16 protein-coding genes are annotated in these 14,492 nt (G+C 67.2%); 7 read left to right on the top strand and 9 right to left on the bottom strand.

From position 1 onward, the window contains the following. Positions 1 to 77 precede the first annotated feature (77 nt). Positions 78 to 917 (top strand): tRNA glutamyl-Q(34) synthetase GluQRS, encoded by an 840-nt coding sequence (gene gluQRS, locus DPR14_RS16635; protein ID WP_158046155.1) that lies wholly within the window; start codon positions 78 to 80, stop codon positions 915 to 917. Positions 918 to 1,109: 192 nt separating this feature from the next. Here gluQRS and DPR14_RS28915 read toward each other — a convergent pair whose 3' ends face one another. From DPR14_RS28915 to DPR14_RS16650, 4 genes are all read right to left on the bottom strand, one after another. After that, positions 1,110 to 1,481 carry an NUDIX hydrolase gene (locus tag DPR14_RS28915; RefSeq protein ID WP_343038658.1) on the bottom strand — a complete coding sequence of 124 codons (372 nt, stop codon included), beginning with the start codon at positions 1,479 to 1,481 and terminating at the stop codon, positions 1,110 to 1,112. Beyond that, entirely contained in the window at positions 1,457 to 1,963 is a 507-nt protein-coding gene (locus tag DPR14_RS28920) for a DUF4743 domain-containing protein (protein ID WP_343038659.1), read from the bottom strand. The genes DPR14_RS28915 and DPR14_RS28920 overlap by 25 nt, the downstream gene beginning before the upstream one ends. Before the next feature lie 57 nt (positions 1,964 to 2,020). Beyond that, on the bottom strand, positions 2,021 to 2,338 hold the full coding sequence (locus DPR14_RS16645; RefSeq protein ID WP_246148239.1) for a hypothetical protein: 318 nt from the start codon (positions 2,336 to 2,338) through the stop codon (positions 2,021 to 2,023). A 197-nt stretch (positions 2,339 to 2,535) separates the two neighbouring features. Beyond that, positions 2,536 to 3,870, bottom strand: a complete 1,335-nt coding sequence (locus DPR14_RS16650; RefSeq protein ID WP_192498987.1) for a branched-chain amino acid ABC transporter permease — start codon at positions 3,868 to 3,870, stop codon at positions 2,536 to 2,538. Positions 3,871 to 4,003: 133 nt separating this feature from the next. Between DPR14_RS16650 and DPR14_RS16655 the strand changes: the two genes are divergently transcribed. Then, complete coding sequence (locus DPR14_RS16655) at positions 4,004 to 4,537, top strand: hypothetical protein (RefSeq protein ID WP_158046156.1); 534 nt, start codon at positions 4,004 to 4,006, stop codon at positions 4,535 to 4,537. 38 nt (positions 4,538 to 4,575) lie between these two features. Here DPR14_RS16655 and DPR14_RS16660 read toward each other — a convergent pair whose 3' ends face one another. Beyond that, positions 4,576 to 5,277 carry an alpha/beta fold hydrolase gene (locus tag DPR14_RS16660; protein ID WP_158046157.1) on the bottom strand — a complete coding sequence of 234 codons (702 nt, stop codon included), beginning with the start codon at positions 5,275 to 5,277 and terminating at the stop codon, positions 4,576 to 4,578. After that, the gene (locus DPR14_RS16665; RefSeq protein ID WP_158046158.1) at positions 5,274 to 5,816 is read right to left on the bottom strand and encodes a hydrolase; all 543 of its coding nucleotides are present in this window, start codon (positions 5,814 to 5,816) and stop codon (positions 5,274 to 5,276) included. Before DPR14_RS16665 ends, DPR14_RS16660 begins: the two co-directional genes overlap by 4 nt. A gap of 211 nt (positions 5,817 to 6,027) precedes the next feature. Here DPR14_RS16665 and DPR14_RS16670 point away from each other — a divergent pair, with 211 nt between their 5' ends. Beyond that, on the top strand, positions 6,028 to 7,491 hold the full coding sequence (locus tag DPR14_RS16670; protein WP_158046159.1) for a DEAD/DEAH box helicase: 1,464 nt from the start codon (positions 6,028 to 6,030) through the stop codon (positions 7,489 to 7,491). A gap of 14 nt (positions 7,492 to 7,505) precedes the next feature. Beyond that, complete coding sequence (locus DPR14_RS16675) at positions 7,506 to 7,748, top strand: Lrp/AsnC ligand binding domain-containing protein (RefSeq protein WP_158046160.1); 243 nt, start codon at positions 7,506 to 7,508, stop codon at positions 7,746 to 7,748. A gap of 34 nt (positions 7,749 to 7,782) precedes the next feature. Here the strand turns inward: DPR14_RS16675 and ggt are convergent, their stop codons facing one another. Further along, the gene (ggt, locus tag DPR14_RS16680) at positions 7,783 to 9,543 is read right to left on the bottom strand and encodes a gamma-glutamyltransferase (protein ID WP_158046161.1); all 1,761 of its coding nucleotides are present in this window, start codon (positions 9,541 to 9,543) and stop codon (positions 7,783 to 7,785) included. Positions 9,544 to 9,591: 48 nt separating this feature from the next. Further along, positions 9,592 to 10,077 carry a hypothetical protein gene (locus DPR14_RS16685; RefSeq protein ID WP_158046162.1) on the bottom strand — a complete coding sequence of 162 codons (486 nt, stop codon included), beginning with the start codon at positions 10,075 to 10,077 and terminating at the stop codon, positions 9,592 to 9,594. Positions 10,078 to 10,227: 150 nt separating this feature from the next. Here DPR14_RS16685 and DPR14_RS16690 point away from each other — a divergent pair, with 150 nt between their 5' ends. The 3 genes from DPR14_RS16690 to DPR14_RS16700 all read left to right on the top strand — a co-directional run bounded on the left by DPR14_RS16690 (position 10,228) and on the right by DPR14_RS16700 (position 13,598). Beyond that, entirely contained in the window at positions 10,228 to 12,141 is a 1,914-nt protein-coding gene (locus tag DPR14_RS16690) for an AI-2E family transporter (RefSeq protein ID WP_158046163.1), read from the top strand. Between the two features lie 78 nt (positions 12,142 to 12,219). Next, positions 12,220 to 12,624 carry a response regulator gene (locus DPR14_RS16695; RefSeq protein WP_158046164.1) on the top strand — a complete coding sequence of 135 codons (405 nt, stop codon included), beginning with the start codon at positions 12,220 to 12,222 and terminating at the stop codon, positions 12,622 to 12,624. Between the two features lie 470 nt (positions 12,625 to 13,094). Next, entirely contained in the window at positions 13,095 to 13,598 is a 504-nt protein-coding gene (locus tag DPR14_RS16700; protein WP_211103793.1) for an RNA polymerase sigma factor, read from the top strand. Between the two features lie 177 nt (positions 13,599 to 13,775). Here DPR14_RS16700 and DPR14_RS16705 read toward each other — a convergent pair whose 3' ends face one another. Further along, positions 13,776 to 14,471 (bottom strand): SRPBCC family protein, encoded by a 696-nt coding sequence (locus tag DPR14_RS16705; protein WP_192498988.1) that lies wholly within the window; start codon positions 14,469 to 14,471, stop codon positions 13,776 to 13,778. Between the last annotated feature and the right edge of the window lie 21 nt (positions 14,472 to 14,492).

Here is a 14,492-nt window from a genome sequence, read left to right on the forward strand (position 1 = left end):
GCCGGGCTCCTTCCCGGAAGGGCCCCTTCCGGGAAGTACTTGGCAAGGCGTGCGGCACAGTGCCAGATGATGGAGCCATGAGCATCATCACGCGCTTCGCCCCCAGCCCGACCGGGCATCTCCACCTGGGCCACGCCCATTCCGCCCTGTTCGGCTGGCACGCGGCCGTCGATCATGGCGGCCGCTTCCTGCTGCGGATCGAGGATATCGATCCGGCCCGCTGCCGGCCGGAGTTCGAGCGCGACCTGATCGAGGACCTGGATTGGCTCGGCCTGGACTGGCCCGGGCCGGTCCGGCGCCAGTCGGAGCATCTGGACGACTATCGCGCGGCGCTGGAGCGCCTGGACCGGATCGGGGTGACCTACCCCTGCTTCTGCACGCGCCGCGAGATCGAGGAGGAGATCGCGCGCGCCGGCCACGCCCCCCATGGACCGGACGGTCCGATCTACCCCGGCACCTGCCGCACCCTGACGGCGGAAGAACGGGGGAACCGCCTCGCCCGCGGCATGCCGTTCGCGGTCAGGATCGACGTCGTCCATGCCTTGGAACTGGCGGGCCGGCTCACCTGGCATGACCGCGCCGCCGGAACGGTCCGGGCCACGCCCGAAATGCTGGGCGATGCCGTGCTGGCCCGGAAGGACGTGCCGACCAGCTATCATCTCAGCGTCACCGTGGACGACAATCTGCAAGGCGTGACGCTGGTGACCCGCGGAGAGGACCTGTTCTTCGCGACCCACCTACACCGCCTGCTCCAGGCCCTGCTGGGATACGCCACGCCGGAGTATCACCACCACGGGCTGTTGACCGGCGAGCGCGGCGAACGGCTCGCCAAGCGCGACAAGGCGGTGTCGCTCCGCGCGCTCCGCGCCGCAGGCAGGACGCCGGCGGACGTCAGGGCGATGGCGGGCTTCCCGTAAAGCGGGAACTTGTCCTAGTGGCTCGGCACAGTGATTTTGATTGATTTATCGTAGGTCGGCCTCGGCCGAAGGCCGACGCCGACAGCGTGGCCGGAGCGTTGACGCAGGGTGTCGGCGTTCGCCCTGACGGGCGAAGGCCGACCTACGGCACTCCGCTCCGCCGAACGTCATCAAAAACACTGTGCAGGACCACTAGAGCGGACGGCGCAAACCCATCACCAAATCCAGGTAGTCGGGCTGCTCGGGCTTCAGATAGCCGTGGCGCACCAGGAAATCGATGATCACCAAGTTGACGTTGAACTTGAAGTCGTCGCTATCGCGGATCCGCGCGGCCACCTGGTCGAGCGGCCAGAGCATGAACTCCTCCACCTCTCCATCGGTGTTCCGGGGCTTGAAATCCTCGGCCACTTCGAGATCGTAGAGGAACAGGGTGTCGGGCTTCAACCCGGCCTCGTTCTCCATCAGGTAGGATACCGCGCCCACGGGAACGGCGCGCCGGGCGGCGTCCGCCGACAGGCCGGCCTCCTCCGCCGCCTCCTTCACCAGGTTCTCGTCCAGCGACAACCCATAGGGCTGCCCCCGGCGACCAGGTTGTCCAGCTTGCCCGGAGCGATCCGGCGATCGGTCGCGCGCTTGCCGATCCAGAGATGAAGTCCATCGGGCCGCCGGACGAATCCGTTGATGTGGAGCCCGAACGAGCGGATGCCGAAGAAGGCGACCGCCGACCGGTCGATCTTGAGCAGCGGCTCCGCCCCCCAGGCCGTCACCACGGGATAGGCTTCGCGGCGGAGGCGCTGGATCGTGCCGTCGGCGACCAGGGCGTCGAGAACGCGGGCCATGGCTTCTGACCGCGCGTCGAACGTATCGAGCGTCTCGCGCAACGAAACCACGTCCCGCCCGATGTCGAAAACGTCGCCGAAGCGGGCGAGATGGTCGGCCAGGGCATGGCGGACCCACCCCACCCGATCCCCCGCCACCCGGAAGGGACGGAAACCCGTGAGGTCATGGGTGTTGCAGGCGCGGATGTGATTCAGGTAACTCGTCATGGGCGGATTAAACCCCCGCCCACGGAGTTCGTCACGTTGTTTTATCCGGTGCTGCGCCTATTCCGCGGCGGCGCGGAACCGCTCGGATGTCAGCACCGTATCCACGTCGGGGATCTGGCGGAGGCAGGCAGCGACATATTCCGCCTCGCTCCGGACCATGCCGTGCATCTGCAGGTCGATGATCAGCTCGTCGTCCCGGACGCCGCCGACCCGGCTGTGCCAGGAGGTCGGCACCAGTCCGCGCTTGGCGAAAAGCTCGAGCACGCGCGGCATCACGCCGGGATCGGCCGATGCCTGTACCGAGAAGCAGGCGGTCGTGTCGGCATCGTAAAGGCGGGTTTCGGCACTGGGTGCCGACAAGGTGGGCATAGCCATCGAGGGCTGTCCTTCAAGCAATATCGTCAGGTCGAGTCAGCGGTCGAGTACCCCCGGCCCTCAGAAGAGGACCGGGCCGCTAATTCGCGCGATGATCGCTATGAGGGCTGCCACTTGCATGGAGCGGAACATACGGGGCTCTCCCGAGGCCGGTCAAGTGCCATGCTGACGCAGCCGACATGCGCCGCGGCAAGGGCTCAGTCGCCCCGGGTCCGCTCGACGCCGAGCAAGCCGGTCGGGCGCACCACCAGCACGGCGATGAGGGCGGCGAAGACGGCGATGTCCTTGTAGGCCATGGGAAACCAGGCTGCCCATCCGGTTTCCAGCGCAGCGATCAGCAGTCCGCCCAGGAAGGCGCCCGGAACGGACCCGATGCCGCCGACGATCGCCGCGGCCAACGCCTTGAATCCCAGCAGCGTCCCCATGTACGCATTCACCCCGCCGTACTGCAATGCCACGATGAAGCCCGCGGAACCGGCGCAGGCAGCCCCCAGGGCGAAGGTGGCCCCGACCGTCCGGTCCGTGTCGACCCCCAGCAGCTCGGCCATCGCCATGTCGTCGCTGCAGGCCCGGTTGTCGCGCCCGAACCTCGTGCGCCGGAGCATCCACCAGAGGCCGCCGGAGCACGCGACGGTCAGCGCCATGACCAGCACCTGCCCCACCGAAATCGTGACGGAGAAGCCGTCGGCACCGGCCAGGGTAAGCCGGCCCGTCAGCACCGGGGCCAGCCAGCGGTCGCGGCTGCCCTGGAGCAGGCGCACCGCCTCCTGGAGCGCGATGGACGTCCCGATGGCGGCGATCAGCGGAATTTGGGTCGGGGTCCGCCGCAGGGGCCGGAACACCAGCCGCTCGATCGACCAGCCCTGCCCCGCCGTGAGCGCTACCGCCGCCAGCAGCACCAGCGGCAGGATGCCCCAGCCGGCGCCGCCCAGCCCCATGAAGACGACTGCGGCGATGACGGTCTGATAGGCACCGAGCATCATCAGCTCGCCGAACGCGAAGTTGATCCGCCCGATGATGCCGTAGACCAGCGAGAACCCGACCGCCAGCAGGGCGTAGATGCAGCCGAGCACGGCGCCGTTGACCGCCTGCTGAAGGGGGTAGAGCAAGGCCGGCGCCCGCGGCTCTACCATGGGCGGCGCAGCGGCGGGCGGTGCGACGGCGGGCGGTGCGACGGCGGGCGCGCCCCTTTCCAGGGCGAGCCAGCGCTTCAGGAAGAACAGGCGCAGGCCGGTCACCTCACCGTCATGGCTGGTGGCGACGCGGGCCAGTTCCAGCGGAGCGTTCTCCACCCGTCGCGAAGAGAACCGGCAGGCGATCCAGCGTGCTTCCCCGGCGGCCGTCCTGTACCCGACGACTACGCCATCGGGATCGGAGGGGTCCGACTTCGGCGGTCCGACGAAGACCCGGTCCATGTCGGGCTCGAAGGCCCCGATCGCCCGGCGGCAGGTCTCGACCTCGCCCGGATCGGGTCCGCAGCCGGCGAGCAGCAGGATGAGGGCAAGCGACGGAAGCAGCGAGCGGACTGGCATACGGGCGGCATTCCACCAATGCGCTGGCCATGTCCGGATTGGCGGACCGGCGGAAAGTGTTCATATCAGAGGGGGAAGTTGTCCGACCAGGGGTTCCGATATGGCGCGTTCCGGATTGTCCTCGTGCGGGGTTATGGCGGCATTGCTCCTGCTGGCCGGGTGCGGCGGCAGCCGGGTGGTCTCCGACACCCCGAGCACGGCCTATTCCCCGCTGGAGTTCAGCGCGGCGGCCGGCGGGCGCGACCTGGCGACCGAAGTCGTCGGCAATCCGTTCGGCATGGACCAGTCCGCCTTCGGCACGTCGGTGACGGACCTGATGCAGAACCAGCATTTCGGCCCGGCGACCCATTTCACCACCACTCCCGGCGACAGCGCCGACCCGCGGTACAAGGTGGTGCTGGTGTTCAACCCAGCGGAGAACGTGCCGAATCCGCAGATCTGCGGCGGTCGCCCGATCGCGACGGACACACGGCCCGGCCAGCCGATCCGCCTGCAGGCGGCCTTCTGCCGGGGCGGCACCCTGACGTCGACCAACGGCTGGGCGCCTGCCTTGTCCTCCCCGCAGGACCCGGCGTTCCGCAGCCTGATCTCGGACGCCACCTTCTCGCTGTTCCCGGTCCGGGACCCCAACCGTGGCGGCGACGACTGCCGACTCGCCGGTTGCTGACCCGCGCTCCGGTCCGACGCCGGCTTCAGGAGCGGGCTTCAGGAGTAGACAAGCCAGTCCCGCATCAGCGCCGTCGCGGCGAAGGGGCGCTCCAGGGTGGCCAGGTGGCCGCACTCCTCGATCACGGCGAGGCGGGCACGGGGGATCAGGCCGGCCATCTCGACATGCATCTCCAGAGTGCTCAGCGCGTCCTCCCGGCCGCACAGCACCAGGGTCGGACTGGTGATGCCGGGCAGGTCGCCGCGGCTGTCGGGGCGGCCCATGATCGCGGTCTGCTGGCGCAGGAAAGCATCCTTGCCGACCCGCTCCGCCATGCCCATGACAGTGCCGGTCAGTGCCTCTTCCCCCGTCCGGGAGGGGTGGATCAGCATCGGCAGCAGACGGGGCGTCACGCCGCGGAATTCGCCCTGGTTCGCCAGGGCCATGAGGCCGCGCCGCCGACGGCGCTGCTCGTCGGTATCGGCCCGCGCATTGGTGTCCAGCAATGCCAGCTTGGCGACGCGTTCGGGCGCCCGGCGCGCGATCTCCAGCGCCACATACCCGCCCATGGACAGACCCGCGACGGCGAACCGCGGCGGCGCCGACTCCAGCACCGCAGCGGCCAGGGCCGCGATGCTGTCATGGCCGGTCAGGTCGGCGACGCGGACATCGGCGACCTCGTCGAGATAGCGCGACTGGTGCGCCCACAGCGCGTCGTCACACAGCAGTCCGGGAAGCAGGATCAGGGGAAGTCCGGTCATCGGATCAGCGGAAGAACCTTCTTGAAAGCAGGCGTGTCGGCGCGCCCCAGCCATTCGAACATGACCATCTCGGACGTCACGATCTGGACGCCCCGGCCGCGCATCCGCTCCATGGCGAGGTCGCGGTTGAGCGGTACCCTGGACCCGACCGCGTCGGCGACCAGGAAGCAGTCGAAACCCGCCTCGACCAGTCCCAGCGTGGTCTGGAGCACGCAGACATGGGTTTCGGTCCCCGCGACGACGATCTGGCCCCGGTCGAGCCGGCGCACGCGGTCCATGAATCTAGGCTCCCGCGCCGCGCCGAAACTGATCTTCTCGATCACGGCGCCCGCCGGCATCAGTTCGGCGACCGGCGCTATGGTATGGCCCAGCCCCTTGGAATACTGCTCCGTCGCCAGAACCGGGACGCCCAGTTCCGCCGCGGCGCGGAGCAGCTTTCGGATGGACCCGACGACCGCCTCGACCTCGTGGATCGCGGTGGCAAGGCGCTCCTGGACATCGACGACGAGCAGGATCGATCGTTCCGAGTCGAGCAGCATGGCGCAGATCCTTCTTGCGGAAACCCCCGGGTGACACTATCGTCCGAGGCATTGCGAAGCCAAGCCTATCGCACCGTGCCGCGCACCGCTGAGAAAAATCGGTGCGACAATACGGAATGTTGACACAATGGTTTGACTTTCCATACTGCCGCTCCAATCTGTGCTGCAAGCCGATAGGCTTACGCTGCTTTCTCCAACCGACACTGGCTTAATGAATTTTTCGGAAATTGGGCTCGGGCCCGAAGTCCTGCGCGCCGTCGAGGATGCGGGCTATACCCAACCGACTCCGATCCAGGAACAGGCGATTCCCTGGGTCCTTCAGGGACGGGACGTGCTGGGGTGTGCCCAGACGGGCACCGGCAAAACGGCAAGTTTCACCCTTCCCATGATCGAGATCCTGGCCAACGGCCGGGCCAGGGCGCGCATGCCGCGCTCGCTGATCCTGGAGCCGACCCGCGAACTCGCGGCGCAGGTCGCCGAGAACTTCGAGACGTACGGCAAGCACCACAAGCTGAACATGGCGCTGCTGATCGGCGGCGAATCGTTCGGCGACCAGATCAAGAAGCTGGACCGCGGCGTCGACGTCCTGATCGCCACGCCCGGCCGCATGATCGACCTGTTCGAGCGCGGCAACATCCTGCTGAGCGACATCAAGATCTTCGTGATCGACGAAGCCGACCGGATGCTCGACATGGGGTTCATCCCCGATATCGAGCGGATCGTGGCGCTGCTCCCGAAGATGCGGCAGACCCTGTTCTTCTCGGCGACCATGCCGCCGGAAATCAAGCGGCTGGCCGACAACTTCCTGATGAACCCGCGCGAAGTGTCGGTGTCCCCGCCCGCCTCCATGGCGGAGACGGTCACCCACGCCCTGACGATCGTCCAGTCCGAGGACAAGCGGCGTGCGCTCCGCCACCTGCTCAACACCGAGGACGTCAAGAACGCGCTGATCTTCTGCAACCGCAAGCGGGACGTGGCGATACTGCACAAGAGCCTGGAGAAGCACGGCTTCAACGCCGGGGCGCTTCACGGCGACATGCCGCAGAGCAAGCGGACGGAAACGTTGGAAGCCTTCAAGAAGGGCGAGATCACGCTGCTGGTGTGCAGCGACGTGGCGGCGCGCGGCATCGACATCGCCGGTCTCAGCCACGTCTTCAACTTCGATACGCCGCTCCACGCGGAGGATTATGTCCACCGGATCGGCCGCACCGGCCGGGCGGGCCGCCAGGGCCGCGCCTTCACGATCGCCAATCCGGAAGAGGGCAAGCAGGTCGCCGCGATCTCCAAGCTGATCAAGCGGGAAATCCCGCTGATCTCGATCGACGGCATCGAACTGGCCGAGTTCGATGAGATCTCCGACCGCCGACGCCGGCGCCCCGCCCGCAAGGACGAGGTCCGGAAAGAAGAGCCGCGGAAAGAAGAAGAGACCAAGGCAGCCCGTCCGCCGAAGTCGGAAACCCGTCCGCGTCCCGAGCCGCGGCCGGAACGGGAGGCCCGACCCGACCGCGAGCAGCGGGCCGAGGGAATGCGGTCCGACCCGCCGCGGCGTGACCGCGACGACCGTCGTCGGCGCCGCGATGACGATGACGACGATGAGGTCGTGATCGGTTTCGGCGATCATGTTCCGGCCTTCCTGCTGCGCCGTGCCCGGCCGATCGCCACTCCGGAAGCATAGGGGCGACCCCTGCCATGCAGACCATCTTCATCATGGTCAAATGCGACCTTGGACAGGCTTACGAGGTCGCGGACCGCGCGGTGCAGGATGTGGAGCAGGTATCGGAGGTCCACTCGACCTCCGGCCAGTACGACCTGCTGATGAAGTGCTACCTGGACGATGGTACCGATATCGGCCGGTTCGTCACCGAACAGGTGCAGACCCTGCCGGGAGTGAAGGACACCTTCACCCTGATCACGTTCAAGGCCTTTTCCTGAGAACTCCCGGACGGCGGATGAACGCCGTGCAGGGTCACCGGCCGACCGCCCAGTTCTCGCGCCGGATGTCGGCGCCGCCAAGCAGCTTCCCGTCCTCTACCGCGATGATGCTGAGGCCGCTGGTCAGTTCAGTCACCGAGACGCCGTGGCCCATCCGCTCCAGTTCCGCCGCAAGGTCGGTGACCGACGTACCGGCTTCCAGCAGGGTCGCGGGCGCCTTTCCGTTGTTGTTCTGGAAATGCGGCAGCGCCGCCACCTGCTGCGGGTCCAATCCCCAATCGACCAGCGCCACGATGCTCTGCGCAACGTAGGAGATGATCGAGGAACCGCCGGGTGACCCGAGCACGTATCTCACCTTTCCGTCCTGGTCGAACACGATCGTCGGCGCCATCGAACTGCGCGGGCGCTTGCCCGGCTCCACCCGGTTGGCGACCGGCTGCTCGGGCGTGCCCGCCGCGAACGAGAAATCCGTCAGCTCGTTGTTGAGCATGAAGCCGCGCACCATGCGCCCGGACCCGAACGCGCTTTCGATCGTGGTCGTCATCGAAACCGCGTTGCCGAACCGGTCCACGATCGAGACATGGCTGGTGGCCGGGACGTCGCGGTGGACGCCGTCGAAGAACAGGCCCGTCCTGAACGGCGGATCGCCGGGTTCTGCCGCCCCCATGTCGCGTTCGGCGTTGATCAGTCCGGCGCGCGCCTTGAGATACTGCGGATCAAGCAGCCCGCGTACGGGCACGTCGACGAAATCGCCATCGGCGGCGTATCTGTTGCGGTCCGCGAAGGCCAACCGGTTGGCCTGGGTATAGAGCTGCACCGACCGTGCGGTATTGGCCCCGGCGGCGGCCATGTCGAAGGGCTCCAGCATCGCCAGGATCTGGGCCACCGCGATGCCGCCCGACGAGGGGGGTCCCATGCCGCAGACCTTGTGCTCACGGTACGTCCCGCAGACGGGCGCGCGCTCCTTGACCTGATACGAGGTGAAGTCCCGGGCCACCATGTCGCCGGCGCGGGGCTCCCGCCGGACCGTCGAGATGATGTCATCCCGGATCGCGCCCTCGTAAAAGGCGTTGGCATTGCCATGCCGCACCAGGGCCTCGACCGACTGGGCGTAATCCTCGTTGCGCAGCAGGGTGCCGGCCTGCTTGGGCGTTCCGTCCGGATTGAAGAAATAGGCCCTGGCGACGGGATCATTGGGGACGCGGGTCGAAGCCTTGATCGAATCGGCAAGGCGCGGCGATATCTCGAACCCGCCGCGCGCCAGTTCGATCGCGCGCGCCGCCAGGTCGGCAAGCGGCAACGACCCGAATCGTCGGTGCATCTCCTCGATCAGCTTCGGCGTTCCCGGAACACCGGTCGAGAGTCCGCTCTCGATCGCGTCGGCCAGCGCCATCTCCTCGAACTGGGCCGGAGTCGCGGCGCCCGGCGCCGTCTCCCGCGCGTCGAGGGTGATCAGCCTGTCGGCCGCCGCGTCGTGGTAGACCAGGAAGGCGCCTCCGCCTAGCCCGGAGGACTGGGGCTCCGTCAGCCCGAGGACGAGTTGAACCGCGATCGCGGCGTCGATCGCGTTGCCGCCCCGCTCAAGCACCGCGAGACCGGCGCGCGATGCTTCCGCATTGGCCGCGACGACCATTTCGCTGTCGGCCTCGGTCAGCGGTTTCTGGCGGAAGCCGGTGGCGATTTCCGGCGGGAGCCGGTCGTTCAACTGCAATGCCGATACCGGCAGCGTTGCTGCGACGGTGCCGACCGCGCCGGCGACGATGGAAAAGACGACCTGCCTGCGCACCCAGCCCATCCTGCTGCTCCTCGATGATTGCGGCCTCTTCCAATCGAAGCGTAAACGCTACATGGGCGAGCCTGCACCATTTTCCCGGGCCAGTTCCCGCGCCTCTTCAAGACGTTCCGCGCACTGGGCCATGTCGCCCTGGCGGCCGGCATTGCGCGCGCCGAGCAGCAGGGTCTCCAACTGTGCCCGCTCCGCCGCGCCCATTTCCGGCTGTCCTCCCGGAACCGCCCCTTCGGGAGCGCCATCCTGCTGCGGGATCGCCGGCGCCGTGTTCATGCCGTCGGCGCTCGGATTCGGCGGCTCGACCACGCGCCCGGCGCCGATGTCGGGCGGCCGGATGACGCCGCCGGACTGGGCGAGGCTCTCGCTGGCAGCACTCCCCTCATTCCCCGCATCGGGAGCGTTTCCGCTCAGCCCCAGCGATCCGGCCAGCCGGTCGACCTCGGCGAGGCAATCCTGTCCCTGGCCCTGTTGAGCATAAGCGGCCGAAGTTGCACCGGTCAGGATGACCGACGCCGTCAAGAGCATACCCAGTCCACGCATTCGAACCTCCTTCGACCTGTCATGCCCTGTCAACACCCGGAGGAGCGGTTTCGTCCCCTTTGCGCGCCCCTTCGTACGCGGAGGCGCAACAAGTGATCGGGGCGCATGTTCACAGGAGGTTCTATTCCCAATTTGCGGCCGCCCTTCAAAATGTCAGTCTCGACGTCCAGTCCCCGGGCTTTCACCCCGCGATCCCAGTCGCCGCAGTCCCAGTCGGCTGCCCAACCGGTCCGTATCCAACCGGCCGCCCCGTCGGTATCGCCCGGCACGACGCTCGGCATCATCGTGACCGTCGTCGCGGCCCTCTATTTCGGCCGGGACATCCTGATGCCCGTGGCGCTGGCGATTCTGCTCAGCTTCGCGCTGGCGCCGATCGTGATCCGCCTGCGCCGCTGGGGACTGGGCAAGATCCTCTCGGTGATCCTGGTCGTCCTGCTGATGTTCATGGCGATACTGGGCTTCGGCACCCTGGTGGCGAGCCAGCTGGTCGATCTGGCGCGCAATCTCCCGAGCTACGAGCAGAACATAAGGGCCAAGATCCAGAGCGTGCGGGGGGCGACCGAGGGAGGCGGCGGCGGCGTGATCGACCAAGCGTCGGAGATGCTGCGCGACCTCAGCAAAGAGCTGGAGCAGGCGACCGCACCCAGCACCGAAGGGGTCGCCCGCCAAGCCGGGGAAAATGGACGCTTCGACGTGCTGCGCCCGATCCCGGTGGAAATCCACGAGCCGCGTCCGTCGCCCTGGAACGAGATCCAGACCTTCCTGGGGCCGCTGGTCGCCCCGATCGGCACGGCCGGCATCGTGCTGGTATTCGTGATCTTCATGCTGCTTCAGCGGGAGGACCTGAGGGATCGCCTGATCCGGCTGGTCGGGGCGAACGACCTGCACCGGACGACCGAAGCGATGGACGAGGCCGGGGCCCGGGTCAGCCGCTACCTGCTGATGCAGCTCATCATCAATGTCACCTACGGCATCCCGGTCGCGATCGGCCTCTATTTCATCGGCGTCCCGAACCCCGTCCTATGGGGCGTGCTGGCGATGGTGCTGCGCTTCATACCCTATGTCGGGCCGGTCGTGTCGGCCTTCTTCCCCATCGTCCTGTCATTCGCGGTGTCGCCCGGCTGGACCGACCCGCTGCTGACCATCGGCCTCTTCCTGGGGCTGGAGCTGTTCAGCAACAACGTGCTGGAACCCTGGCTCTACGGCAGCAGCACCGGCCTGTCGCCGCTGGCCGTGATCACGGCGGCCGTGGTCTGGATCACCTTGTGGGGGCCGGTCGGGGTCCTGCTCGCGACGCCGCTGACGGTGTGCCTGGTCGTCATCGGCCGCCACGTGCCGCAGCTCCAGTTCCTTCACGTGATGTTCGGCAACGATCCGGTCCTGCCGATCGAGGCCAGATTCTATCAGAGATTGCTCGCCCGCGACCCCGCGGAAGCGGCGGAACTGGCGGAGGAAGCCGCCGGCCAGCGTCCGCTCGCGGTCCTCTACGACGAGTTGATCGTGCCTGCCCTCCACCTTGCGGAGGCCGACCGCCAGCGCGGCGCCTTCGACAACGCCACCCAGGCGGCGATCGCCGAAGGCATCGACACCGTGGTCGAAACGCTCGACGATTACGAGGAGCCGCCGGCATCCGAAGGCGATGCCGTCAAAACTCCGGCAGCCCCCGTCCGCGTCCTGTGCATCGCCGGCCGGAACGAACTGGACCGGGCGGCGGCGGTCCTGACAGCCCATCTGCTGGAGCGGGACGGGTTCAAGGCGGAAGCCCTGCCCTGCGAGGCCGTGTCGCTCCGCAACCTCGCCAAACTGGACACGTCGGATGTCCGGCTGGTCTGCCTGTCGTATCTCAACCCCGGATCGGTCCAGCATGCCCGGCGGGTGGTGAGACGCCTGCGTGGCAAGCTCGGCACTTCGACTCCCATCGTGGTCGGGTTGTGGAGCGGACCAGGCACCTTCCCCCCTCCGGATGCAGAGAGCACCATATCGGCGGACCGGCTGGAAACCACCCTGTCCGGAACGCTCGGCCAAATCAGGAACCGGCAAATCTTCAGGAGTACAGAGAGCTGATCGCTGCCGTCTCTTGTTGTTGTCGATAAGGGAATTGCCAAACAGTCGAAGTGCAGAAGGGGAATTGCGTTGGCTGGAGTGCGTCTCATCATAGCCGAGGATCAGTTGCTGGTCGCGCTGGACATGGAGACGATCCTGACTGGAGCCGGCCATGAAGTCTGCGGCATCGCCGCAAATGCCGACGAAGCGCTGACCCTGGTAGCGGAGCACCGGCCCGACCTGGCGCTTCTCGATGTCGATCTGGGCGGCACCGACGGGCTCGAAGCGGCACGCCTGATCATGGACCGCTGGCAGGTGCCGACGCTGCTGGTCACCGGTCACGTCACCATGGAAATCGCGCGGGGGGTCGGGGTCGTCGGGCTGGTGCGCAAGCCGTTCACGGAGCGCACCCTGCTGGCCACCATCGACGCCTGCCTGACATGGCTCGCCGAAGGCGTGGTCCAGGAACCGCGGCCGCCGGGGTTCATCGGCCCGGACATCTAGGACGCCGGCGGGTCGGGGAGAACAGCCCTGGCTTCGCCGTGGATCACGCTTCTCGGCGATGTGCATGGTCGCTCGCTTCGGCCTCGGCAGGGGGAATCCCGCCGATGACTCCGGGCAGGCAGGGATGGCCGAACCGATTGACCCGCTCCGGGGTGGCCTTTCCCGGTGCCGGGCGGTTCCAGCAGATCCGTACAGCCAAAAAATGTCCACGCGCCAAGCCAAGCTGAGGCATCACACCTAAGACTTATTCAACGGCGACCGTCCCGTGCCCTTGAAAAGCGCAACCGAAGTAACAAAAGGCTCAGGCATTGGTCGTGACGGCATTTTCGACATGGCTCCACATGGCCTGAATAGTATCAAGGGGTATAATTATTTATTGTGATGGAAATGTACCGTCATTTCCGTAGATAAATCTGCTACTTGAAATGTCGGCAGCCTCGAGCGTGGCCGTTTTATCACTGGATTGAAGCATGACTTCGTGGGCCTTGCAGGATATGCGGCACGCTATCACCACCATGATGCCGGACCTACGGCGCTATGCGCGCTCGCTGACACGATCAGCCGATGCCGCTGACGATCTCGTTCAAACAGCCTACGAGCGCGTCCTGACCCGGCAGGTGTCTCTGGATGCCATCGAGCAACCGGCGAGTTGGATGCGTTGCGTCATCCGGAACCTGTGGATCGACCAGAAGCGCAGTTCCCGGGAGCGTCTGTCAGCGCCGCTGGAAGACGGCGAGCATATCGGAACGGAAGATACCGAGCGGACCCTGATCGCACGCTCCATGCTGATGCGGGTGCGAGAGGTCATGGCGGCGCTTCCCGAGGAGCAACGCGGACCCATCATGCTGGTCTGCGTCAAGGGTCTCAGCTACCAGGAGGCCGCCGCGGAGCTGAACATCCCGATAGGCACCCTGATGAGCCGCCTTGCCCGAGGACGGCTTGAACTCGCCAGACGCGTAGGCCTGGCGAAATGAGGCTGGGTCGCTGACCGCTCCAGGACCGATCCTCCTGCAGGATGGCGCAGAGTCGAAGAGCGTCCGCGGCGGCTGGACCGACGATCGCCCCAGAGAGTTGGGCCCGGAGGCCCAACGCACCGCCCCAACGCACCGCGGGAAACAACGCGGACGGCCGCCCCCCGGCGTCGCGGGACCTCAACCGCTCCGGCCGGAGGGCTGACCTTCCGTGGTGGTGATCTCGCCCGCTTCCATCAGCTGCTTGAGCCGGCGCAGCGCCCGATGGGCATGGAGCTGAGGCTCCTGACCGGCCAGCATGGCGATCCCCCGGCCCAACCGGCCCAGCGGCGGCTCGTAGGTGAGTTCGAGGCGCACTTCCGTGCCGCGGCCGCCCGGCGCGTCTGCGAACCTCACCCAGCCGGAGTTCGGCACCTGCGCGTCGCCGACGCTGCGCCAGGCGATGCGCTCGTTCTCGCGGTCGTCGTCGACCTCCGCGTCGAAAGCGACCTTTGCCCCGCCCGGCCCGTTGACCACCCAGTGGGAGTGGCGCGGGTCGCGCACGTCGATCCGGTCGATTTCCGGCATGATCCGCGACAGGTTCGTGAAATCACGCCAGAACCGGTACAGTTCCTCGCGCGGCTTGGCGATCGTGACCGAATGGCGGATGGTGACGGGCTGCGGACGCACGCCCGGCATGTCGCGCAGGTCCGGCAGGTGAAGGCGCTCCCTTACGGCGTCGTTTGCGACGCCGCTGGCGAGCAGCCCCGCCCCGGCCGCCGTCAAGGCCGCCCCCGCCCAGCCGCCGCGCCGCAGTCCCTGGACGGTCAGCAATCCACCGCCGGCCAGCAAGGCGTAGCGGCCCCAGTTCGCGGTCGCCGTCATCGATCGATCCATGTCTCTACCCTCCTGGTTTTC

This window comes from Skermanella pratensis, assembly GCF_008843145.1.
Lineage (GTDB): Bacteria > Pseudomonadota > Alphaproteobacteria > Azospirillales > Azospirillaceae > Skermanella > Skermanella pratensis.

Bases quoted from the DNA above. Each gene is read 5' to 3' on its own strand.
- DPR14_RS16670 (WP_158046159.1), top strand. From the start codon at position 6,028: ATGAATTTTTCGGAAATTGGGCTCGGGCCCGAAGTCCTGCGCGCCGTC.
- DPR14_RS28920 (WP_343038659.1), bottom strand. From the start codon at position 1,963: ATGACGAGTTACCTGAATCACATCCGCGCCTGCAACACCCATGACCTC.
- DPR14_RS16685 (WP_158046162.1), bottom strand. From the start codon at position 10,077: ATGCGTGGACTGGGTATGCTCTTGACGGCGTCGGTCATCCTGACCGGT.
- DPR14_RS16650 (WP_192498987.1), bottom strand. From the start codon at position 3,870: ATGCCAGTCCGCTCGCTGCTTCCGTCGCTTGCCCTCATCCTGCTGCTC.
- DPR14_RS16705 (WP_192498988.1), bottom strand. From the start codon at position 14,471: ATGGATCGATCGATGACGGCGACCGCGAACTGGGGCCGCTACGCCTTG.
- DPR14_RS16660 (WP_158046157.1), bottom strand. From the start codon at position 5,277: ATGACCGGACTTCCCCTGATCCTGCTTCCCGGACTGCTGTGTGACGAC.
- DPR14_RS16690 (WP_158046163.1), top strand. From the start codon at position 10,228: ATGTCAGTCTCGACGTCCAGTCCCCGGGCTTTCACCCCGCGATCCCAG.
- DPR14_RS16675 (WP_158046160.1), top strand. From the start codon at position 7,506: ATGCAGACCATCTTCATCATGGTCAAATGCGACCTTGGACAGGCTTAC.
- DPR14_RS16645 (WP_246148239.1), bottom strand. From the start codon at position 2,338: ATGGCTATGCCCACCTTGTCGGCACCCAGTGCCGAAACCCGCCTTTAC.
- DPR14_RS16655 (WP_158046156.1), top strand. From the start codon at position 4,004: ATGGCGGCATTGCTCCTGCTGGCCGGGTGCGGCGGCAGCCGGGTGGTC.
- gluQRS (WP_158046155.1), top strand. From the start codon at position 78: ATGAGCATCATCACGCGCTTCGCCCCCAGCCCGACCGGGCATCTCCAC.
- DPR14_RS16665 (WP_158046158.1), bottom strand. From the start codon at position 5,816: ATGCTGCTCGACTCGGAACGATCGATCCTGCTCGTCGTCGATGTCCAG.
- ggt (WP_158046161.1), bottom strand. From the start codon at position 9,543: ATGGGCTGGGTGCGCAGGCAGGTCGTCTTTTCCATCGTCGCCGGCGCG.
- DPR14_RS16700 (WP_211103793.1), top strand. From the start codon at position 13,095: ATGACTTCGTGGGCCTTGCAGGATATGCGGCACGCTATCACCACCATG.